This is a genomic window from Atopomonas hussainii (assembly GCF_900109735.1).
In the GTDB taxonomy this organism is placed as follows: domain Bacteria; phylum Pseudomonadota; class Gammaproteobacteria; order Pseudomonadales; family Pseudomonadaceae; genus Atopomonas; species Atopomonas hussainii.
The window spans coordinates 182,582-204,151 of sequence record NZ_FOAS01000006.1 but is presented as its reverse complement, the minus strand read 5'-3'; the positions used below and the strand labels follow the sequence as shown (position 1 = coordinate 204,151).

21 protein-coding genes are annotated in these 21,570 nt (G+C 58.1%); 18 read left to right on the top strand and 3 right to left on the bottom strand.

Annotated features, from left to right (window positions below; translation table 11 throughout):
* The first annotated feature begins 39 nt into the window (after positions 1-39).
* The 17 genes from BMX80_RS07730 (at position 40) to BMX80_RS07650 (ending at position 18,105) form a co-directional block, all read left to right on the top strand.
* Positions 40-2,790 (top strand): tetratricopeptide repeat protein, encoded by a 2,751-nt coding sequence (locus BMX80_RS07730; protein WP_074867001.1) that lies wholly within the window; start codon positions 40-42, stop codon positions 2,788-2,790.
* Complete coding sequence (gene rfbF, locus BMX80_RS07725; RefSeq protein WP_074866999.1) at positions 2,787-3,560, top strand: glucose-1-phosphate cytidylyltransferase; 774 nt, start codon at positions 2,787-2,789, stop codon at positions 3,558-3,560. Before BMX80_RS07730 ends, rfbF begins: the two co-directional genes overlap by 4 nt.
* The gene (rfbG, locus tag BMX80_RS07720) at positions 3,542-4,633 is read left to right on the top strand and encodes a CDP-glucose 4,6-dehydratase (RefSeq protein ID WP_074866996.1); all 1,092 of its coding nucleotides are present in this window, start codon (positions 3,542-3,544) and stop codon (positions 4,631-4,633) included. The genes rfbF and rfbG overlap by 19 nt, the downstream gene beginning before the upstream one ends.
* Positions 4,621-5,181 carry a dTDP-4-dehydrorhamnose 3,5-epimerase family protein gene (locus tag BMX80_RS07715; RefSeq protein ID WP_074866994.1) on the top strand — a complete coding sequence of 187 codons (561 nt, stop codon included), beginning with the start codon at positions 4,621-4,623 and terminating at the stop codon, positions 5,179-5,181. The genes rfbG and BMX80_RS07715 overlap by 13 nt, the downstream gene beginning before the upstream one ends.
* The gene (locus BMX80_RS07710) at positions 5,178-6,401 is read left to right on the top strand and encodes a class I SAM-dependent methyltransferase (protein ID WP_074866992.1); all 1,224 of its coding nucleotides are present in this window, start codon (positions 5,178-5,180) and stop codon (positions 6,399-6,401) included. Before BMX80_RS07715 ends, BMX80_RS07710 begins: the two co-directional genes overlap by 4 nt.
* Positions 6,398-7,513 carry a DegT/DnrJ/EryC1/StrS family aminotransferase gene (locus BMX80_RS07705; protein WP_074866990.1) on the top strand — a complete coding sequence of 372 codons (1,116 nt, stop codon included), beginning with the start codon at positions 6,398-6,400 and terminating at the stop codon, positions 7,511-7,513. Before BMX80_RS07710 ends, BMX80_RS07705 begins: the two co-directional genes overlap by 4 nt.
* On the top strand, positions 7,510-8,172 hold the full coding sequence (locus BMX80_RS07700) for an LbetaH domain-containing protein (RefSeq protein WP_074866989.1): 663 nt from the start codon (positions 7,510-7,512) through the stop codon (positions 8,170-8,172). The genes BMX80_RS07705 and BMX80_RS07700 overlap by 4 nt, the downstream gene beginning before the upstream one ends.
* The gene (locus tag BMX80_RS07695) at positions 8,165-8,944 is read left to right on the top strand and encodes a cephalosporin hydroxylase family protein (protein ID WP_074866988.1); all 780 of its coding nucleotides are present in this window, start codon (positions 8,165-8,167) and stop codon (positions 8,942-8,944) included. Before BMX80_RS07700 ends, BMX80_RS07695 begins: the two co-directional genes overlap by 8 nt.
* Before the next feature lie 180 nt (positions 8,945-9,124).
* A complete protein-coding gene (locus BMX80_RS07690; RefSeq protein ID WP_074866986.1) occupies positions 9,125-10,642 on the top strand; it encodes a flagellin in 1,518 nt (505 codons plus the stop codon).
* 81 nt (positions 10,643-10,723) lie between these two features.
* Positions 10,724-11,098 carry a flagellar protein FlaG gene (locus BMX80_RS07685; protein ID WP_074866984.1) on the top strand — a complete coding sequence of 125 codons (375 nt, stop codon included), beginning with the start codon at positions 10,724-10,726 and terminating at the stop codon, positions 11,096-11,098.
* 81 nt (positions 11,099-11,179) lie between these two features.
* Positions 11,180-12,595 carry a flagellar filament capping protein FliD gene (fliD, locus tag BMX80_RS07680; RefSeq protein WP_074866983.1) on the top strand — a complete coding sequence of 472 codons (1,416 nt, stop codon included), beginning with the start codon at positions 11,180-11,182 and terminating at the stop codon, positions 12,593-12,595.
* A 9-nt stretch (positions 12,596-12,604) separates the two neighbouring features.
* Positions 12,605-12,997, top strand: a complete 393-nt coding sequence (gene fliS, locus BMX80_RS07675) for a flagellar export chaperone FliS (RefSeq protein WP_071870419.1) — start codon at positions 12,605-12,607, stop codon at positions 12,995-12,997.
* Positions 12,998-13,073: 76 nt separating this feature from the next.
* Complete coding sequence (gene fliS / locus BMX80_RS07670) at positions 13,074-13,454, top strand: flagellar export chaperone FliS (protein WP_071870418.1); 381 nt, start codon at positions 13,074-13,076, stop codon at positions 13,452-13,454.
* A gap of 7 nt (positions 13,455-13,461) precedes the next feature.
* Positions 13,462-13,758, top strand: a complete 297-nt coding sequence (gene fliT, locus BMX80_RS07665; RefSeq protein WP_074866980.1) for a flagellar protein FliT — start codon at positions 13,462-13,464, stop codon at positions 13,756-13,758.
* Positions 13,759-13,895: 137 nt separating this feature from the next.
* Complete coding sequence (locus BMX80_RS07660) at positions 13,896-15,368, top strand: sigma-54 dependent transcriptional regulator (protein WP_074866977.1); 1,473 nt, start codon at positions 13,896-13,898, stop codon at positions 15,366-15,368.
* Positions 15,369-15,490: 122 nt separating this feature from the next.
* Positions 15,491-16,711, top strand: a complete 1,221-nt coding sequence (locus BMX80_RS07655) for a sensor histidine kinase (RefSeq protein WP_074866976.1) — start codon at positions 15,491-15,493, stop codon at positions 16,709-16,711.
* On the top strand, positions 16,708-18,105 hold the full coding sequence (locus tag BMX80_RS07650; RefSeq protein ID WP_074866974.1) for a sigma-54-dependent transcriptional regulator: 1,398 nt from the start codon (positions 16,708-16,710) through the stop codon (positions 18,103-18,105). The genes BMX80_RS07655 and BMX80_RS07650 overlap by 4 nt, the downstream gene beginning before the upstream one ends.
* Positions 18,106-18,165: 60 nt before the next feature.
* Here the strand turns inward: BMX80_RS07650 and BMX80_RS18040 are convergent, their stop codons facing one another.
* From BMX80_RS18040 to BMX80_RS07635, 3 genes are all read right to left on the bottom strand, one after another.
* Entirely contained in the window at positions 18,166-18,765 is a 600-nt protein-coding gene (locus tag BMX80_RS18040; protein WP_071870413.1) for a cold-shock protein, read from the bottom strand.
* A 96-nt stretch (positions 18,766-18,861) separates the two neighbouring features.
* Complete coding sequence (locus tag BMX80_RS07640) at positions 18,862-19,899, bottom strand: GGDEF domain-containing protein (RefSeq protein WP_407922781.1); 1,038 nt, start codon at positions 19,897-19,899, stop codon at positions 18,862-18,864.
* A gap of 106 nt (positions 19,900-20,005) precedes the next feature.
* Positions 20,006-21,208: an HD domain-containing phosphohydrolase gene (locus BMX80_RS07635; protein WP_235821618.1), complete on the bottom strand. Its 1,203-nt coding sequence runs from the start codon at positions 21,206-21,208 to the stop codon at positions 20,006-20,008.
* A gap of 67 nt (positions 21,209-21,275) precedes the next feature.
* Here BMX80_RS07635 and BMX80_RS07630 point away from each other — a divergent pair, with 67 nt between their 5' ends.
* A complete protein-coding gene (locus BMX80_RS07630) occupies positions 21,276-21,545 on the top strand; it encodes an FmdB family zinc ribbon protein (protein WP_074867061.1) in 270 nt (89 codons plus the stop codon).
* The last annotated feature ends 25 nt before the right edge of the window (positions 21,546-21,570 follow it).

Here is a 21,570-nt window from a genome sequence, read left to right as displayed (position 1 = left end):
CATCTACTCTGTCAGTAACAAGAAATTGACGGAGAAGGCATGATCCGCGAGTGGATGTGCGGCTTTTTAACTTCCCAAGCCGAACAGGCTTTCAAGGAAGGCGACTACACCCGTGTGCGCGCTTGTTGTCAGTGGGTATTGCACGAACAGCCTGAACAGTTGCAGTTACAGGCCATGCTCGGTGAGGCTGCCTTGGCTGTGCGCGATAGTTTTACTGCGCGCAGTTGCTGGCAGGCCTGTGTCGACGCTAATCAGCAAGATGCGCAGGCCTGGTTCAACTTAGCCAAGGCGCAGATTCAGCTGGCCGACTGGCCTGCCGCCGAGCAGGCTTTGCGCCAAGCACAGGCGCTAGCACCGCAAGTGGCGGAGATTCAGCAAAGCCTGGCGGCGGTCGAGCGCATGCAAACGGCGGTGGCTGCTGGTGCCGAGGCGCAGACGCCGGCGCAAAATCTAACCCAAGCGGTTAACGACGCGGTGGCTAACAAAGCGTGGCAGCAGGTGCGTGAGCTGCTGGCCAATCCCCGTGATCGTGATGCGCAGGGCCAGCGCGCCTATTTTTTGGCGACCTTTTACCTGGGCTTGCGTGATGAGGCGCAACAGCTGTGGCTGCCGTTGGCCGCGCAAGAACGTGATCCCGAGTGCCTTGCCGCAGCAGTGGTGCTCAGCCTTGAAGAGCAGCAGCTGAACCATGCTGAACGCTTGTTACAGCGTGCTCAGCAGGCCGATGCCAGCCATGTGGCCGTGCGCCTAGCCGAGGCGGTGTGGTATGCGCAGCACGACACAGAACGCGCCGAAAAGTGTTATCAACAGCTGTTGCTGGACTGCCCACAAGAGCCTGAAGTGGCGTTGGCGGTGGGCGGTTTCTATGCGCAAGCCGAACGCTTGGCCGAGGCTGAGCAGGTATTTCGTCAGGCCTTACAGCGCGATCCACGGCAGGCAGCGGCTTGGTACAACTTGGGCACCTTGTTGCTGACGTATCGGCACGACTTGGCTGAAGCCACGCAGTGCTTCGAGCAGGCGGTTGAGCGCGATATCAGCAATACCGACTACCTGAATAACTTGGGCGTGTGCTACCGCAGCCAAGGGCTGCTGGATAAGGCAGAGCAGTGTTTCTTGCGGATCTTGCAGCTCAAGCAGGACACCGCCTCGGCGTGGCGCAATCTGGGTTTGGTGTACGGCCTAGCGACCCGTCATGTGGATGCCGAAGGCTGCTTGCAACGGGCCATTGCGCTGCAGCCGGAGCACGCCGGTGGCTGGTTGGAGTTGGCCAGTCAGCACATTCAGGCCAGCGCACCGGCTTTGGCAAAGCGCTATGCCGAAGCCGCGCTGGCGTTAGAGGCAAACAGCTATACCTACAATGTGTTGGGTCTAGCGTGCGTGCATCTGGACCAGTGTGAGGAAGCTGAACGGCATTTCAATCAGGCCTTGAGCTTGGCCGAGGCAGAGCAGCAAAGCGGCCCGTTGATTAATCTGGCAGGTTTGTACTCGTCAACCCTGCGTATTGAGCAGGCGTTGGAGATTCTGGAAAGCCACTTGGGTGAGCCGGGCGGTTTTTACAGTAATTATCTGTTTACGCTTAACTACAGCCCCGATCTGGATCATCGTCAGGTGTTGGCCGGCTACCGGCGAGCGGTTGAGCCTGTGTATCCACCGGCGCGGTATCAGGCGTATGCCAACCCGCGCTCACCGAGCCGTCGGCTGAAGATTGGTTACGTCTCGCCAGATTTTCGCCGGCATGCCTGCCGCTACTTTATCGACCCCTTGCTGCGTCATCACGATCACCAGCGTTTCGAGATCTATGCCTATTCGGATGTGCGCTTTCCCGATGACATCACCGAGGTGTTCAAGGGCATGGTGGATCACTGGTGCCATGCGCCGGGGTTATCCCATGAGCAGTTGGCCGAGCGGATTCGCGCCGATGGCATCGATATCCTCGTCGACTTGGCCGGGCATACCGCCGGTAATCGCCTGCATACCTTCGCGCTGAAACCAGCGCCGGTGCAGCTGTCGTGGATGGGTTATGGCTACACCACCGGCCTGACGCAGATCGACTACCTGATGTGCGACCGGCAGTTCCTGCCTGAGGGTTATGAAGACGCGATTGCCGAACAGCCTTGGTTCGTCGACAGCCCCCTGTTTTGCTACCAAGGCAACGACTGGCCGCTGGCTGAGCAGTCGCCCTTTAAGCGCAATGGCTATGTCACCTTCGGTTGCCTGTCGCGCACCATTCGCCTGAACAAGCACGACCTCGGTCTGTGGGCCAAGCTGTTACAGCGGGTGCCGGAATCACGTTTGGCGCTAAATACCAAAACGCTGGCAGACCCAGAGGTGGCTGAGCGCTTTGCCGCCTTCTTCACCGAGCGCGGCGTGGCCCGCGAGCGCTTGTTGTTTGGCTATTCCAGCCCGGCCTATGTGGCCATGCAAGATATCGACATCATCCTAGATTGCTTTCCGCATAACTCGGGCACCACCCTGTTTGAGTCGCTGTGGCAGGGCTTGCCGTTTGTCACCTTGCGGCACCGGCCGACCATGGGGCGCATGGGCGCGACCATCCTGCATGGTTTGGGGCGCGATGAGTGGATTGCCGATACGCCTGAGGAATATCTGGCGATTGCCGAACGTCTGGCCGGCGACACCACAGCATTGGGGGACTTGCACGGCAGTCTGCGGCAAGAGATGCAGGCGTCGCTGTTGTGTAATGGCGCCGCGTTCACCGCCAAGTTTGAGAGTGCCTATCAACAGATGTGGCAGCGTTTTTGCGAGGTCAACGCCGAGGAGGGCAGCGCATGAAAGCGGTGATTTTGGCCGGTGGTTTAGGCACGCGAATCAGCGAAGAGTCGCATTTAAAACCTAAGCCAATGATCGAGATCGGCAGTATGCCGATTCTCTGGCACATCATGAAGTTGTACTCGGCGCATGGCATTCAAGATTTCGTGATCTGCCTAGGTTACAAGGGCTATGCGATCAAAGATTTCTTCGCCAACTATTTTCTGCACACCTCTGACGTGACCTTCGACATGCGCAACAACAGCATGGAAGTGCATCAGAACTACAGCGAGCCGTGGCGCGTTACTTTGGTCGATACCGGCGCCGACAGCATGACCGGCGGGCGTCTGCGACGGGTCGCGGAGTACGTGAAAGACGAAGAAGCCTTTTGCTTCACCTACGGAGACGGCGTTGCCGATATTGATATCGCAGGCCTTGTGGCCTTTCACCGTGAGCATGGTTGTTTAGCCACAGTGACCGCCGTACAACCGCCGGGCCGCTATGGCGCCTTGATGCGCGATGGTGATAGCGTCAGTGGCTTTATCGAAAAACCGCGTGGCGACGGTGGCTGGATCAATGGTGGCTTCTTCGTGTTATCGCCCAAGGTGCTGGGTTATATCGGTGACGACGCCACCGCATGGGAAGCCGAGCCGCTGGTGCGCTTAGCCAAAGAGCAGCAGCTACGCGCCTACGAGCACACCGGCTTTTGGCACGCGATGGACACCCTGCGCGATAAGAATTACCTCGACCAGTTGTGGAAGTCCGGACAGGCACCGTGGAAGGTGTGGGCATGAACAATGCTTTTTGGCAGGGCAAGCGCGTCCTGCTCACCGGGCACACTGGCTTCAAGGGCAGCTGGCTGAGCCTATGGCTACAGCAGTTGGGCGCCGAGGTGCATGGCTATGCCTTGCCGCCGCCTACCCAGCCGAGCCTGTATGAACTGGCCAAGGTGGCGGGTGATGTGCATCACCATGGCGGTGATCTGCGCGACTTACCACGCCTGCAAGCAGTGTTTGCCGAGGTACAGCCGCAGCTGGTGCTGCATTTGGCCGCGCAGCCCTTAGTGCGTGACAGTTACCGCGACCCCATCGGCACCTACACCAGCAACCTCAACGGCACCTTGCATGTGCTGGAGGCGGTACGCCAGCAGGGCGGGGTGCGCAGTTTAGTGTTGGTGACTACCGACAAGGTGTACGCCAATCGCGAGTGGCTCTGGCCCTACCGCGAAGATGAGCCCTTGGGCGGTCACGACCCTTACAGCAGCAGCAAGGCTTGCTGCGAGCTGCTGGCGCAGTCTTACGCTGCCTCGTTTTTTAACCCGGCGCGTTATGGCGAGCACGGCCTAGCGTTGGCCACCGCGCGGGCCGGCAATGTGCTCGGTGGTGGCGACTTTGCTCGTGACCGCCTGATACCCGATTGCTTGGCGGCCTGGCAGGCGGGCCAGCCGGTGGTGCTGCGCCATCCTCAGGCGGTGCGCCCGTGGCAGCACGTTTTAGAGCCACTGGCGGGCTACTTACTGCTCGCCGAGCGCTTGTACAACGAAGGCCCAGCGTTAGCCGGGGCCTGGAATTTTGGCCCCGCCGAGCAAGATATGCGCCCGGTTGGCGAGGTGGTCAGCCAACTTGCGCAGGCTTGGCCGGCGTGCCCCGGGGTACAGCAGCAGCCTAGCGATTTACACGAGGCAGGCCTGCTGCGCCTAGACAGTACCCGAGCGCACCGCTTGTTGGGTTGGCAGCCGCGCTGGTCGTTAAGTCAATGCCTGCAAGCCACTATGGCGTGGCACCAAGCGTGGCAAGGTGGCGAGGATGTGCGCGCCGTGTGTCTGACGCAATTGGCTGCCTATCGGGAGGCCGCATGTCCGAATTGAGCCTGCATGCCTTGCCGCTGAAGGGCTTGTGGCAGCTACAGCATGCGCGGCACAGCGATGAGCGTGGCGGCTTTGCCCGACTTTTCTGTCAGGCCAGCTTGGCCAGCGCCGGGGTGGCGATGAGTATCCGGCAAATCAATCATTCCGTGACGCGCCAGCGCGGCGCAGTGCGCGGCCTGCATTATCAAGTGCCGCCGCAGGCTGAATACAAGCTGATTACCTGCCTACGCGGCGAAGTGTGGGATGTGGCCGTGGACGTGCGTGCCGGCTCGCCGACCTTCTTGCATTGGCATGCAGAGCGCCTCTGCGCGGGCGATGGCCGTAGCTTGCTGCTGGCACCGGGTTTGGCGCACGGCTTTCAAGCCTTGAGTGACGATGCCGAGCTTTTATATCTGCACAGCGCTGATTACAGCCCAGCGCACGAAGGCGCGCTGTCAGTACATGACCCGCGTCTGGCAATCGCTTGGCCGTTGCCTATCGCTCAGTTATCGGCGCGTGACCAGCAGCACCCGTTTATCGATGCCAGCTTCGCGGGGGTTGCGCTATGAAGTGCCGTGCTTGCGCCAGTGCGCTCACCTTGCCGTTGATCGATTTAGGCACCGCGCCGCCGTCCAATGCTTATCTCAAGGCCAGCCAATTGGATGCCAGCGAGACTTGGCTACCGCTGCGAGTGCTGGTCTGTGAGCAGTGCTGGTTGGTGCAGACCGAAGATTACCGTGCCGCCGACAGCCTGTTTGCCGATGACTATGCCTATTTCAGCTCCTACTCCCGTTCTTGGCTGGCGCATGCCGAGGCTTATGTGGCGGCTATGGTGCAGCGCTTTGCCTTGAATGCGCAGAGCAAGGTGGTGGAGGTCGCCGCTAACGACGGTTATCTGCTGCAATACGTGCAGGCGCGCGGCATTCCCTGTCTAGGTGTGGAGCCCACCACCAGCACCGCGCAAGCGGCGCGCAGTAAGGGCTTGCAGATCGAGGAGCTGTTCTTTGGCCGGGCCAGCGCGCAGCAGTTGGCCGAGCGCGGCTGGCAAGCGGATCTGATGGCTGCCAATAACGTGCTGGCCCATGTACCGGACATCAACGATTTCCTCCAGGGCTTTGCCGTGCTGCTCAAGCCCACGGGGGTGGCGACCTTCGAGTTTCCGCACTTGCTGGCGCTGATGGCGCAGGCGCAATTCGACACCCTCTACCACGAGCATTATTCCTATTTGTCGCTCACCGCCGTGCAGGGCTTGTTGCAGCGCAATGGCTTGCAGCTGTTCGATGTCGAGCGCTTGCCGACCCATGGTGGCTCGCTGCGTATCTACGTGCAGCGGCAAAACGGCGCGCAGCCTGTGCAGCCGACGGTGGCTAGCGTGCTGCATGAAGAACAGGCCGCGGGGGTAACCACGCCCGCTTATTACGCCAGCTTGGCCCCGGCGGCCGAGCAGATCAAACACGCCTTGCTGCGTTTTTTGCTCGACGCCAAGCAGGCCGGGCGTCGCGTGGTGGGTTATGGCGCGGCGGCCAAGGGCAATACCTTGCTCAACTATGCCGGGGTGCGCAGCGATCTGCTCGCTTGGGTGGCCGATGCCAACCCGCATAAACAGGGGCAGTACCTGCCCGGTAGCCGTATTCCCATCGTGGCCCCAGAGCGCATCTGGGCCGAGCAGCCCAGCGATATTTTGTTGCTGCCGTGGAACTTGCAGGCTGAATTAACCGAACTGTTGGCCGATACCCAACGTTGGGGGGCGCGCCTGTGGGTGGCGGTGCCGCAATTGAGGTGTCTATGAGCAAGATCTACTACACCAAACCGAGCATTGGTGAGCTGGAGCGCGCTTATGTTAACGATGCCGTGGCTAACGGCTGGGGCGAGCAGTGTTACGCCTATATCCAGCGGTTTGAACGCGAGTTTGCCGCCCGTTTGGGCGTGGCCCACGCGGTGGCTACCTCTAGCTGCACCGGCGCGCTGCATTTAGGCCTGCGTGCCCTGGATATTGGTCCGGGGGATGAGGTGATTCTCGCCGACATGAACTGGATCGCCTCCGCAGCGCCGGTCTGCTATGTCGGGGCTCAAGCAGTGCTGGTGGATGTGCTACCGGATTCTTGGTGTCTTGATCCGGCGGCCGTGGCGCGGGCGATCACCCCGCGTACCAAAGCGATTATTGCCGTGCACTTGTACGGCAACTTGGCGGCGCTGGCCGAGCTGCGCGCGCTGGCTACAGCGCATGGCTTGGCGTTGATCGAAGATGCCGCCGAGGCCCTGGGTTCACGCTACCAAGGCCGCGGTGCAGGCGCTTGGGGCGATCTGGCGGTGTTCTCGTTTCATGGCACTAAGCTGATGACCACCGGCGAAGGCGGCATGCTGGTGACCAACAGCACGGCATTGCGCACGCGGGTTGAGCAGCTGAACAACCACGGCCGCGCCGCCGGCGAGTTGCGCCAGTTCTGGCCGGCGGAGCTGGGGCATAAATACAAGATGTCGAATATTCAGGCGGCACTGGGCTGTGCCCAGCTAGAGCGTCTGGACGAACTGCTGGCGCGCAAGCGGGCAATTTTTGCTTATTACGCCCGGGCGCTTTTGCCGGTGATTGACGGCGCGCAGATGAACCCCGAGCCGCCCGACACGCTAAACAGCTATTGGATGCCCACCCTGATGCTGCCTGAGGATTGCCCAGGCGCGCGGGATACTGTGCTGCACAGCCTAGCCGAGGCCGGTGTGGATGCGCGGCTGGTATTTCAGCCGTTAAGCCGCACCCCAGTATTCGCCGCTACGCCGCAAGCGAGCAACCCGCAAGCCGCCGGTTTGGCCCTGCGCGGGCTGAACTTACCCAGTTATCACGAGTTGACTGAAGCCGAACAGGATCGAGTAATCGCTGCTGTGCTACAGGGCCTCAAACGATGAGCGGGCTGGTCCTGTTCGGTGCCAATAATCCCGAGGTGGCTCGTCTCGCGCGGGCTTGGCAAGCGGCCAGCGGCGAGCCGGTGTTGGGCTTTCTGGATAACGACCCGGCCAAGCAGCAGGGCAGTTTTCATGGTTTTGCTCTGCTCGGCGGCTTAAACGCAGTGCCGGCGCTCGCCGCCCAAGGCGCACGATTCGTCAATGTGATCACCCGTGACTGCGCCACGCGGCACACCGTGACCCGGCAAATTCTGCAGGCTGGCGGCACGCTCGGGCAGTTTATCCACCCCGAGGTGAATCAGCTGGAGGTGGCCCTAGGCCTAGGTAGCTACATTCAGCAAGGCGCGCTGCTGCAAAGCGCGGTGCAGCTGGGATGCAATGTCAGTGTTAGCGCCGGGGCCATCGTTAATCATGAAACCAGCCTCGGCGATTCTTGTTTTGTCGCCCCCGGCGCCAATCTGTGCGGCAAGGTGACGGTGGCTGAAGGGGTGTTCTTGGGGGCCAGCTGCGTTGTTCTGCCGCGCCTGTCGATAGGCGCTTGGGCGGTGATTGGCGCCGGCGCGGTAGTCACCAGCGATGTTGCCTCTGGCCAAGTGATGGTGGGTAATCCGGCCCGCTGCATTGGGCAGCGGCCTTGTCTTGAGGAGTCTTTGCATGACTGACAACAGCGATCAAACGCTGCACCAGACCTTTCGTGAGGAGTGTGCAGCCAATGCCGCGCAGGCCGGGCAAGACCTCGCCCTAAAGGCCAAAACCGTGGATTGGCTGGTGCATACCTGCCGGCACAAGTACTCCTACAACTTTACTTGGCTGGGCCGGCCGATCATCCAGTATCCGCAAGATGTGATGGCCTTGCAGGAGCTGGTCTGGCAGGTCAAGCCGGATTTGATTATCGAAACCGGCATCGCGCACGGCGGCTCGTTGATTCTTAATGCCTCACTGTTGGCTTTGCTGGATTTGTGCGAAGGGCGGACTACGCCGCGGCAGGTGCTGGGGATAGACATTGATATCCGCGCGCACAATCGCGCGGCAATCGAGGCACATCCGCTGACACCCGGACGTATCGAAATGCTGCAAGGCTCGTCGATTGGCGAGGATATCGTTGCCCAAGTCCGCGAACGCGCCAGTCACGCCGAGCGGGTGTTGTTGATCCTCGACTCCAATCACACCCACGAGCACGTGTTGGCCGAACTTCAGCTATACAGTGATTTGGTCAAGCCGGGCAGTTATTGCGTGGTGTTCGATACTGTGGTTGAAGATATGCCGGCGGATTTCTTTCCTGACCGCCCCTGGGGGCCTGGCAATAACCCGAAAACCGCGGTGCGCGAGTTTTTGGCCAGCGAGGCAGGGCAGCGTTTTCGCGTCGACCGAGCACTGGAGGACAAGCTTTTGCTCACCGTAGCCCCTGAAGGCTACCTCTATTGCCAAGGCTAACTATCAAGAAACATGGCTAAGTGCTTGATTCTGCGTTTGTAAAAAAATCAAGCAATTTTTTCTAAAGGTTCTGTGGCGAGCGCCGATACAAACACTGAATGCGAACTCAATGGTTGCCAGTGTGCAAGGCTAGAGATCGCACATTAAGGCAATCAGCCACGTCCTTTGGAGGAATTCACCATGGGCCTGACAGTTAACACCAACGTAGCCTCACTCAACACCCAGCGTAACCTGAATGGGTCGTCGAAGGCTCTTGATACTTCCTTGCAGCGCTTGTCGACTGGTTTTCGCATTAACAGTGCAAAAGACGATGCGGCTGGTCTGCAAATTTCCAACCGTCTGTCTTCGCAGGTTAGCGGCCTGAATGTGGCTGTGCGTAACGCCAACGACGGTATCTCTCTGGCGCAAACCGCTGAAGGTGCCTTGCAGCAGTCCACTAACTTGCTGCAGCGTATGCGTGACCTTTCCCTGCAATCGGCCAACGGCTCGAACTCCGCGACTGAACGCCGCGCTCTGCAAGAAGAAGTCACTCAGCTGCAAAGCGAGCTGAACCGTATTGCTGACACCACCAGCTTCGGTGGTCGTAAAGTGCTCGACGGTACCTTTGGCTCCCAGCAGTTCCAGGTTGGTGCCAACGCGTTTGAAACCATCAACGTGACCTTGGGCAACTTCCGCGCGGACGCTATCGGCTCCTATTCGCGTGACCTGAATAACGGCACTACGGGTGCTGCCTCAGCTAACCAGTTGGGTGGTCTGGCCGTTTCGACTGGTGCTGACGGTGCAACCGACCCAAGTGTTGCCGCCCCGGCTAACGCAGTAACCGGTAACCTGACTGTTAACGGCCTTAAGTCGGCTACCTTCGCGGTTTCTGGCTCGGCAAAATCAGTCGCTACCACGATCAACAACAACACTGGCACCACCGGCGTGTCGGCTGACGCACGTACCGTTGTGCAGTTGTCTTCGATCGAGAACGACACCTATGCCTTCAACCTTGAAGGTGCCAACTCAGGCAGCGCAACCACCATTCGTGCCACAGTGGCCAATGGCGACCTGAAGGAATTGGTTGGCGCGATCAACGCCGAAGTGGGTAAAACCGGCATCACGGCTACCGTTGACGGCTCCAACATCAAGTTGGTCAACGAGGCAGGTGATGACGTGGTAATCACCAACTTCCGCTCCGCTGGTGCAGGTGACTTCACGGTAACCGCCTACGACTACACCGGTGAAAATGCGCTGACTGCCTCTACAGGCACCTTGGGCGAAAACGACTCGGTGCGCTCGATTGGTGCGGTGAAGCTCAATAGCTCTAAGTCGTTCACTACCTCGGCCAGCACGGCCACCGTTGACGGTACTACCGCTAACAGCGTGAACGTGGCTGCTCTGCAGAAAGTCAGTGATGTGAACATCACCACGGCGATCGGTGCGCAGAAAGCCTTGGATGTACTCGACCAAGCGCTGACCTTCATCGACGCCTCGCGTGCCGAGCTCGGTGCGGTGCAGAACCGCTTCGATAACACCATCTCTAACCTGCAGAACATCTCAGAGAACGCTGCAGCAGCCCGTAGCCGGATCAAAGATACCGACTTCGCCGCAGAAACCTCTGAGCTGACCAAGAACCAGATCCTGCAGCAGGCCGGTACCGCGATCTTGGCGCAGGCCAACCAGTTGCCGCAGGCTGTTCTGAGTCTGCTGCGCTAAACTGAAGTGATAGGCTCATAATGGTGAGTCACGGGGGGAAGGGATAGCCTTCCTCCCGTTTAGCCTATAGAGGTGATGCAAATGGACATCGGTAATCTGCAAAACTCGAGTGCCGGACAAGCTAAGGCGCAAGTGGTTACGCTCAAGCCCACCGATAACCAACTGCCTCAGGCGGCTAACGTCGAGGCTTCTGAGCCGTCTTCCGCTAAAACGGAAAAGGCCAGCGAAGCGTCCCGTGAGCAGGTTGAAAAAGCAGTCGAAAGTATTAGCGATTTCGTGCAATCGGTGCGCCGTAACATCAACTTCAGTGTTGATGACACGTCTGGGCGCATTGTGGTGAAGGTAATTGACTCTGAGTCCGGTGACTTGGTGCGCCAGATACCTTCGGAAGAAGCGCTGGCCTTAGCTGAAAACTTAAACAGTGCGGGTAGCGTTTTGTTTGAGGCGAAAGCCTGAATCATCGGTGTGAGTTGGCATGGCACTTGATTGTAAGGTGGCTATAGCAAATGCACTGATGCTTTTTTGACGAGGTGGGTTATGGCAGGTATCTCAGGAATTGGCTCCGGCATTGATACGGCCGCGCTGGTCCAGGCCCTCGTCAACGCTGAAAAAGCCCCCAAAGAAGCCCAGCTGGCGCGTTTAGAGAAGGCCACAACCACTAAGTTCACCGGTTTGGGTCAGTTAAAAAGCGCGGTTAGCGACTTTAGCTCTGCGCTGGCAACGTTAAAAAAAACCGAAACGTTTAATCAGCGCTCCACCACCAGCAGCGATAAAGCCGCTGTATCGGCGACTGCCGGTAATACCGCTTCGACGGGCAGTTACTCTTTACAAGTAAGCCGTTTGGCGAGCACCAGCAAAGTCTCTACACAGGTGATTGCTGGAGGCTCTACGGCTGACTTTCAGGCCGGCACGTTAACTTTGACCCGCGGTGACGGCCAAGGTGGCACCGAGTCCTTTGTTCTAGATGTTGCTGACGGCGATACCCTGCAAACCATTCGTGACAACATCAACAGTCAATTTGCCGATCAGGGCATCAGCGCCAATTTGATCAACGATCCCGCCACAGGTCAGACACGTTTAGTGCTGAGTTCAGATAAGAGTGGCGATGGGCGTGATCTGAACGTAGTGGGTGCGGATACTGGCGGCGTAGCCAGTAATAGCTTAACGCTCTTGAACGTGGACGCTTCCATCGCCCAAACCGGCGGTGCGGCGGGTTATATCACGCAAGCTAAGAATGCTCAGTTCACGCTTGATGGCCTTGCTATGGAGAGTGCCACCAATAGCGTGGCTAATGCGGTATCGGATGTAACCTTCACCTTAGCTAACACCACCACATCAGCCGTCACTGTGAAGGTGGAGCAGGGCACCAGTGCGATTGTTTCTGAGATCAATAAGTTTGTAACGGCTTATAACAAGCTGCTCGGAACGGCGAATCAATTAACCTCTATTGTTCCTGTGAGTGGAAGTAACCCCGTCGTGGGGCCCTTGGCTGGCGACGCTACTGCGCGCAATCTTATCTCTGGCGTGCGCGCCGAATTGGTCTCTGCCAGTGGCTTGGAAGGTATTCAGGTTTTGGCAGAGTTAGGCATCAGCGCGCAGAAAGATGGCACCCTCAAAGTCGATAGTGACAAGCTGGGCAAGGCTGTCGCGGATAATTTCGGTACTTTGAGCAACTTTTTCACCGGCGATACCGGCCTAATGACGCGTCTAGAAAATCGCGTGAAGCCCTATACCGATACCACCGGCATTATTCAGCAACGTCTCGATAGCCTGCAGGGCACGATTAAGAGTGTCGATAAGCAACGCGAGTCCTTGAATTTGCGCATGGCCAAAGTTGAAGAGCGTTTGGTCGCGCGCTTTACGGCGATGGATACCTTGGTTGCTCAGCTGCAAAAAACCAGTGAGCGCCTTACTCAGCAATTAGCTAGCCTGCCTGGCTCTGTTAAGTCCTAAGGATTATTTATGAGCAAGCCCATCGACACCTACCGGCAGGTCAACACCCAGCTGGAAGTTACCCCTTATCGTGCCGTGCAGATGCTATTACAAGGTGCGCTTGAGCGTGTGCAGCGCGCGCGGGCGGCGCAGGCACAGGGCGATGCTGCCGAACGCGGTTTGGCGGTGGGCACCACCATCACGATTTTGGGTGTGTTGCAGGCAAGCCTAGATAAAGACCTAGGCGGCGATATTGCCGAGAACCTCGACAGTCTTTATGACTATATGACTCGCAAGTTATCCCGCGTAGCGCTGGACGATACGCCGCGCTCGCTGGATGAAGTTGAGGCCTTGCTGAAAAACTTAAACGAAGCGTGGGATGCCATTGCCCCGCAGGTCGAGCCGGCCACTTCTGGCGAATAAAAACATAAAGATACTCGAGCCATTGCCGATACAGAGGTAACAGCGAAACACACCGCTAACCTGTTCGGGAGTTGCTATGAATGCCATGTCAGCGCTGCGCCAATACCAAAATGTGAATACCGGCGCGCAGGTGGTTGAGGCCAGCCCGCACCGCTTGATTCAAATGCTGCTTGAGGGTGCCTTGGATCGCTTGGCCAAAGCACGCGGTGCTATTGAGCGTGAGCAGTTGGCTCTGAAAGGCGAAATGCTCGGCAAGACCATTGCGATTGTTATGGCTCTGCGTGAGTCATTAGACTTTGAACAAGGCGGTGAAATCGCCAGCAATTTAGATTCACTCTACGACTACATTGCCCAGCGTTTACTGGATGTAACACGCAATAATCAGCTCGCACCGCTGGATGAAGCCGTGAGTTTGCTGCGTGAAATCAAAGAAGGCTGGGACGGTATCGAGCACTGAGGTGGTTATGAATCAGGCCCAACAGGCACTTAAGACAACCGGCGAAGCGCTCAGCTTGGCCCTTGGTCAGCAAGATTGGTTGACCGTTGCCCAGCTGGATAGCCTGTGCCGCGAGCAGATTGACCAAGCCATGGAGGACGACGCGCGTGATGCTGAAGCACTGCGCGGCACCCTCGAACAAATGCTTGGTGTTTATCGCGACCTGATCAGCGCCTGCCAGCAACAGCAGCAGGAAATTGCCGCCGAGTTAAATCAACTCAAGCGCGCGCAAAAGGGCGCTCAGGTTTATCAACTGTTCGGTTGAACCCTCTCTTTACAAAAATCAACGCCATTAAATTGACTCGCGCCGGCCTATTGGCTTAACTACAGCCGTAGGCCGATGTTTTTTGGGGAAGTCTGGTTTGCTTTCATCGGCATTCCCATTAGGAATAAGAAAAATCTATGTGGCGTGAAACCAAGATTTTATTGATTGATGATGACGCGGCGCGCCGCAGTGGCTTGGCCGTCATTTTGGATTTTCTTGACGAGAATTACTTAAGCTGCAGCAGCGCCGATTGGCGCAAGCAAGCCGACAGCTTAGCCAGTAGCCGCGATGCGCTGTGTGTAGTGCTGGGCCAAGTGGACAGCAAAGGCGGCGCTACCGAGCTGGCGAAAATCTTAGGGGCGTGGGACGCCTTTTTGCCGGTGCTGCTGTTAGAAGATCATGGCCATAACGAGTGGCACGATGATGAGCGGCAGCGCGTGCTAGGTACGCTCGGCAGCCCGCTGCATTACAACCCTTTGCTCGACGCCCTGCACCGTGCGCAGGTGTACCGCGAAATGTACGACCAAGCGCGTGAGCGCGGTCGACAGCGTGAACTCAACCTCTTCCGCAGCTTGGTGGGCACCAGTCGCCAAGTGCAGCACGTGCGGCAGATGATGCAGCAAGTGGCAGACACCGAAGCCAGCGTGCTGATTCTGGGTGAGTCCGGCACCGGTAAAGAGGTGGTCGCGCGCAATCTGCATTACCACTCAAGCCGCCGCGATGGCCCGTTTGTGCCGGTTAACTGCGGCGCTATTCCTGCCGAGCTGTTAGAAAGCGAACTGTTCGGCCACGAGAAAGGCGCTTTTACCGGCGCTATCAGCAGCCGCACTGGGCGTTTTGAGCTGGCCAATGGCGGTACGCTGTTCCTCGATGAAATCGGCGATATGCCGCTGCCCATGCAGGTCAAGCTGCTGCGTGTGCTGCAAGAGCGCACTTTCGAGAAGGTCGGCAGCAATAAAACCCAGCAAGTCGATGTGCGCATTATTGCCGCCACGCATAAAAACCTTGAGCAAATGATTGCCGAAGGCAGCTTCCGTGAAGATTTGTTCTACCGCTTAAACGTGTTCCCCATCGATATGCCGCCGCTGCGCGAGCGCAGTGAAGACATTCCCGTGCTGCTGCATGAGCTGGTCACCCGCCTTGAGCAAGAAAAGCGTGGCTCAATTCGCTTTAACTCGGCGGCGATCATGTCTCTGTGTCGCCATGAATGGCCGGGCAACGTACGCGAGCTGGCCAACTTGGTGGAGCGTTTGGCGATCATGCACCCCTATGGGGTGATTGGCGTGGCTGAGTTGCCGCCGAAGTTTCGTCATGTGGATGATGAAAGTGAGCGTCTGGTCGAGACCCTGCGCGAAGACTTAGAAGCGCGCAGCATGCTCGCTGCGCCGGGGCAGACCAGTGTCAGCTCACCGGCAGTCTTGCCGGAAGAAGGCTTGGACTTGAAAGAGTACTTGGCCGGCCTTGAGCAGACGCTAATCCAGCAGGCGCTGGATGATGCCGAAGGCGTGGTGGCGCGAGCCGCCGAGCGCTTGCGCGTGCGTCGCACAACCTTAGTGGAAAAAATGCGTAAGTACGGCATGAGCCGTCGCGACGATCAGCCGGAAGATTGACGCGTACCCTCGTTGTATTCCTGTAATTGCCTGATTTAAAAGGAAAATTAAATCAGGCATGGTCTTTGCTGAAGACCTCTTAGTAACGAACTGTACCGACGGTTCTGTGACGAGAGGTTGCCATGAATGCTGTAACGCCACAGCCCCAATCTGCCGCTAGCGAAACCCTGTTAACCAGCCATGGTGAACCGGATCGCGCCAAGCTTGAGCAAGCCTTCGCGCTGTTTAATCAGATGTCGGCGCAACTCAGCGACTCTTACCGCGTACTTGAAGAGCGCGTCAGCGAGCTGAAAGGCCAGTTGGCCTTGGTCAGTGCGCAGCGCATGCAAGAGTTGGCCGAGAAAGAGCGCCTTGCCAATCGCCTGCAAAGCCTGCTGGATTTATTGCCCGGTGCGGTGATTGTCTTGGACGTGCGCGGTGTAGTGCGTGAAGCCAACCCCGCCGCCCGGCAACTGCTGGGCAAGCCGCTGGAAGGCATGCTCTGGCGAGAAGTGATTCGCCGCGATTTTGCCCCGCGTGCCGATGATGGCCACGAAGTATCGCTGCGCGATGGTCGGCGTGTGTCGTTGGCCATCCGCGCGCTGCATGGTGAGCCGGGGCAGCTGATTCTGCTCAATGACTTAACCGAAACGCGCCGCCTGCAAGACGAGTTGGCGCGCCATGAGCGGCTCTCGGCACTGGGCCGTATGGTCGCCTCGCTGGCGCATCAAGTGCGCACACCGTTGTCGAGCGCCATGCTCTACGCCAGTCACCTGACCGAACAACAGCTCAGTCACGAGCAGCAACAACGTTTTGCCGGCAAGCTTAAGCAGCGCCTGCATGAGCTGGAGCACCAAGTGCGCGACATGCTGGTGTTTGCTCGTGGCGACCTGCCGTTGGCCGACAGCTTAACGGTTAACGATTGGTTTATTAGTCTCAAGCAAACCGCCGAGCCATTGCTGCTTGATGTGCCCGTGCGCTGGCGCTGTCGGGCGCCCAAGGCGCGTTTGCAGTGTAACCGCGACACCTTAAACGGTGCGGTGCTCAATCTCTTGGAAAACAGCTTGCAAGCCGGCGGCAAGCAGGCGCAGCTGAAGATCAGCTTGCTGGTGCGCGATACGCAGCTGTGCCTGCGTATTACCGATAACGGCCCGGGTATGTCGGCCGCCACGCTAAAGCGTCTTGGCGAGCCCTTCTTCACCAGTAAAGCCACAGGCACAGGGCTTGGCGTGGCGGTAGTTAAGGCGGTGGTGCGCGCGCACCACGGGCAATTCAAAGTCTGGTCGCGTGAAGGCTTGGGTACTTGTATGGAAATCATCCTGCCGCTGCTCGATAGCACGCAGAATCTGGAGGCATGCGCATGAGCAAGGTGTTGTTAGTTGAAGATGACCGCGCCCTGCGCGAAGCCTTGAGCGACACGCTGGAGATCGGCGGTTACGCCTTCGATGCCGTCGGCAGTGCCGAGGATGCGCTATTGGCGCTAAAAGAAGCGCCGTACAGCTTGATTGTTAGTGATGTGAACATGCCGGGTATGGATGGCCATGCGCTGCTCGAGCACGTGCGTGCGCAGTATCCGCAGCTGCCTATGGTGCTGATGACGGCTTACGGTGCAGTAGACAGAGCAGTAGAGGCCATGCGCCAAGGGGCAGCAGACTATTTGGTGAAACCCTTTGAGCCTAAAGCCCTGCTGGATGTGGTGGCAGAGCATACGACGGGGCGTTTGCAGGTCAGTGCCGACAACGGCCCTGTGGCGTGTGACCCTGCCAGTCAACAGCTATTGCAGTTGGCGCAGCGTGTGGCGCAGAGCGACTCTACCGTGCTGATCTCGGGGGAGTCGGGTACCGGTAAAGAAGTTTTGGCACGCTACATTCACCAGCAATCGCCGCGTGCCAATGCGCCGTTTGTGGCGATTAACTGCGCGGCGATACCGGACAACATGCTGGAAGCCACCTTGTTTGGTCACGAAAAAGGCGCTTTTACCGGCGCTATTGCCGCATCGCCGGGGAAGTTCGAGTTGGCCGATGGCGGTACGATTTTGCTCGATGAAATCTCCGAAATGCCCATGGCCTTGCAGGCCAAGTTGCTGCGCGTGCTGCAAGAGCGAGAGGTCGAGCGTGTGGGTGGGCGTAAGCCGCTGCCGTTAGATATTCGGGTGCTGGCGACCACCAACCGCGACTTAGCCGAAGAGGTGCGCGCAGGGCGCTTCCGTGAGGACTTGTACTATCGCTTGTCAGTCTTCCCTATCGGTTGGCGGCCGCTGCGCGAACGTGCTGCGGACATCGTGCCGCTGGCCGAGCGCTTGCTGCAAAAACACGCGAAGAAAATGAACCAGCCGCCTGTGCAGTTTTCCCCAGCTGCCCGACAAGCGCTGATGGCCCATGCGTGGCCGGGTAATGTGCGCGAGCTGGATAACGCCATTCAGCGGGCGTTGATTCTGCAGCAGGGCGGGCAGATTCAGCCGCAAGACTTGTGTCTATCGAGCCCGATTGGCATGGCGCCGCTGATGGCGGTGCCTAGCTCAAACTTGGCGGTGCCACAGACTATGCCTTCGACGCCTGATACCAGCGAAGGCGGTGCGTTAGAGGACGATCTGCGTCAGCGCGAGTACCAATTAATTATCGACACCTTGCGTGCCGAGCGCGGTAAGCGCAAAGAAACCGCAGAAAAGCTCGGTATCAGCCCGCGTACCTTGCGCTACAAGTTGGCGCAAATGCGTGATGCAGGCTTTGATGTGGAAGGCTATCTGTACGCCTCCTGAATACGCTCAGGCAATAAAAAGCCCCGAACTGGTCGGGGCTTTTTTGTGCTTCACATCTGCTTAGCTGGCGAAGATCACCACGTCTTCGGCTTGCAAGCCTTTCTCGCGGTTGGCAACCGCGAACTCAACGCGCTGGCCTTCGATCAGGATGCGATGGCCCTCGCCACGAATCGCGCGGAAGTGCACAAACACATCGTCACCGTTTTCACGGCTGATAAAACCAAAGCCCTTGGAGGTGTTGAACCACTTCACGGTGCCTTGCTCACGGCCTTCCTCAGGTTCTGGGTAGTTTTGGCTGGCAACCTGGCTGTTGCTCTGGCCGGCACCGATCAGGCCGACAATGGCGGCCAGCAGGCTAGCGCCCAGTGCCAGTGCAGCGGCCGGCACATTACCGGCGAGTGTGCCCAGCGGAGCTAACACAGTGGCGGTTTGCAGAATCACCGCCAGCACCAGAAAAGCACTGACCAGTTGCTGTACGAGGGTGGCTTTGCTGCTGCCGCGCAGCAGGGGGGCCATTAACAGGTGAGTAATACCGAGCATGGCCAACAGCAGGGTGTCTGCCCCAGCCAAGCCGCTGGCGCCATCGCGGAATGCGCCAATAACAAACAAAAGCAGTGCCGCAGCACCGGTAACCAAGTGAATAATCTTGAGACTTTTCAAAGGAGTAGCACCTTAAACGGGATAAAAAACGGTAGAAACTGTTCGCCAAACTTGGCGGCGCATATTTAACCGTAAAGGCGCGGTGGGCTCAAATACTCAGGAGGAGGGTTTGCGTTGATTACCCGGGCCACTGACGCGGTTGCGACCATTGCGTTTGGCGCGATACAGGTCTTGGTCGGCGCGGTGGATCAGGTTGTCGAGGCTGTCACCGGGTTGCGCTAAGGCAACGCCGAAAGAGGCGGTGATGTTGTCGAGGGTTTTGTCGGTGTTACGCACTTTTACCCGTAGGCTTTGCAGCTTGGCACGCAGGGTTTCGGCCAAGGCTTGGGCTTCATTGAGGTTGCCGCAGGGGTTCAAAATAATGGCGAACTCTTCGCCGCCGTAGCGCGCACAGATGGCATTGCTCGGCGTTTGCTCACGCAGCATTTGCGCCACGGTTTGCAATACACGGTCGCCCAATACGTGGCCGTATTGATCGTTGAAGGCTTTGAAGTGATCCAAGTCCAGCATGATCAATGCGGCGCTGGGGTGTTTCTCTGCCAGCGCTTGTTCCAGAAAGCGGTTAAACGAAAAACGGTTAAACACTTGGGTGAGGGCGTCGAGGCTGGCCGCCATCTGGGTTTTTTTCAGTTGGTTGCGCAGGTACTGCACTTCAGCTTGCGCGGCCTGCAGGCGGTAGAGAAATTTCTCTTGCTGCTCTTGCATGGCGTAGGTGCTATCGAGCAGTTCTTCCAGCACGGTGGGCAGCTCGTCCATCACCGGCTCGTGTAGCACTTCAAGGCCGTGTTTCAGGCTTTTTTCGTAGTGCTTGCTGTCGTCCAGCGAGCGGGTGACTTCATGCTCGAGGTCATCCACTACGTCAATCACTTGCTGCTGGCCGCCGCGGGCTTCTTCAAGTTCGTTTTGGATGATGTATTCGCGGTACAGCTTGAGGGCTGCCTCGGGCGGGAAAACGGCAAAGTTACTGACGATGCGATCCAGACGCTGCTTGAGCTCGTTATTGTGCCCCTGCGCGTAGCTGTACCAGAGCGCATAGTGAATCGGATTGGGCGGGATGTCGTGACGCACCATGTTGGGCACGGCCTGCTTGAGCAGGTTCGCCGCATCCCGAGTTTCTTCCGGGAAGAGATCCATCAGGTTCCGTGATTTGGCTTTTGACATCCGTGAGCTTCTGGCAACAGGTGGGCTGGGCGGTATGTATTGAGCTTAATAAATCAAAGGTTATTTAGCCATCTTTGCGTTAATCACGAGCGAGTTCCGGGCGACTCTTCAGGGTTTGGTTGAAGATTTCTACCCAATGTTGGCTGAACTGGCGGCCGGCTTGGTTATTGATTTCTAAAATGGCCCGAATCACCGGCCTTTTGCTGAGGGTTTGATGGGCGCGTTCGTGCGTGCGCGCTTCAAAGGTGTCGACGATGTCGATGATTTGCGCGCCAGCGGGTATGTCATTTTCGTGCAGATGTTTGGGGTAGCCACTGCCATCGGCGTGTTCGTGGTGACAAAGAATGATGTCGGCGGCTTCTTGCCAGCGCGGCATGCGGCGGAGCATTTCATGGGTTTGCCGTGGGTGACATTGGATCATGCGGCGTTCTTCGCTGCTGAAGTTGCCATCTTTATGCAGCAGCTCCAGCGGCAGAAAAGCCATGCCGAAGTCATGCAGAAGCGCTGCTGCGGCGAGTTGCTCCATGGGAATGGGGCGGCCGGCGATATCGTTCATCGCTAGGCAAAGCGCCAGCTGCCGTCGACAACGCCCCGCCCAGAAATGCGAGCGCGCTTCGGCGCTTTCAATCATGCCAAGAAAGAAGGTTAGATCGGGGTCGTCTTGCAGTTGGTAATCGGCTAGCGGATTGGCGCTTTGCTGGCTTTGCGCTTGTGCCTGCGCTTGGCTGGGTAGTTGGGTTTGCGGGTCGAGGGCGACTAAGGTTTCTCGACGCTCGGCGGGGTTAGCCTGTTTGGCGTGGGCTAAATCAATAAAGCGTTGGCAGAGGGTTTTAAATGCCGCTTCGCCGATGCCAATGTCTTGCCCGGCAAGGCCTAGGGCAATCATGTTGCGCAGGCGGTCGAGGCCCACCAGTAAGACATCGCCAAGCATGCTGTCGAATTCGATGTCGCCGCTACGCAGGGGTTCGAGTAACTCCTCAATGGCTTGCGGTAGCGGCACCAGGGTGTGCAGGCCCACGTAATCCAAGCTGCCTTTGACGGTGTGCACGGCGCGGAATAACTGCCGCAGTAGCTCGGTGTTGCCGGGTTGATGTTCCAGCTCTAGCAGCAGTTTTTCGCAGAGGGCGAATTGCTCTGCGCATTCGTAGCGAAACTCATCAAGTAGATCGGTTTCTAAGTCTTCCGGGCGAGCGACATGCATGGCAAAACTCGGTGCGCGATTGAGGGCTTGCTTGCAGTATAGAAAGCCCGTGGCGATTTGCGGTGCGCCCAATGGCTGCATGCGGCGTTGGAATCAGTCTATAATTCGCGGCTTTGTCGGCAGCTGGCTGCCACGCTTGGGGCGCTGTATGCCTATTTATGAATATCAGTGCCAAGCCTGCGCGCATCGTTTTGAAAAGCTGCAAAGGGTCAGCACTGAGCCGCTGCTCGAATGCCCAGCTTGCGCGGCGCCCGCGTTGCAAAAGCTGCTGTCGCTGCCGGGTTTTCGCTTAGGCGGGCAGGGTTGGTACGAAACTGATTTTAAAACCGGCAATAAGAAGAATTTGGCCTCCAGCGACAGCGCTTCGGCTTGCGCTGCCGGTGGTTGTGGCGCCGGCGCTTGCGCCGCGCAAGACTGAAGGCCCTTACGTTTAAACCTCGGAA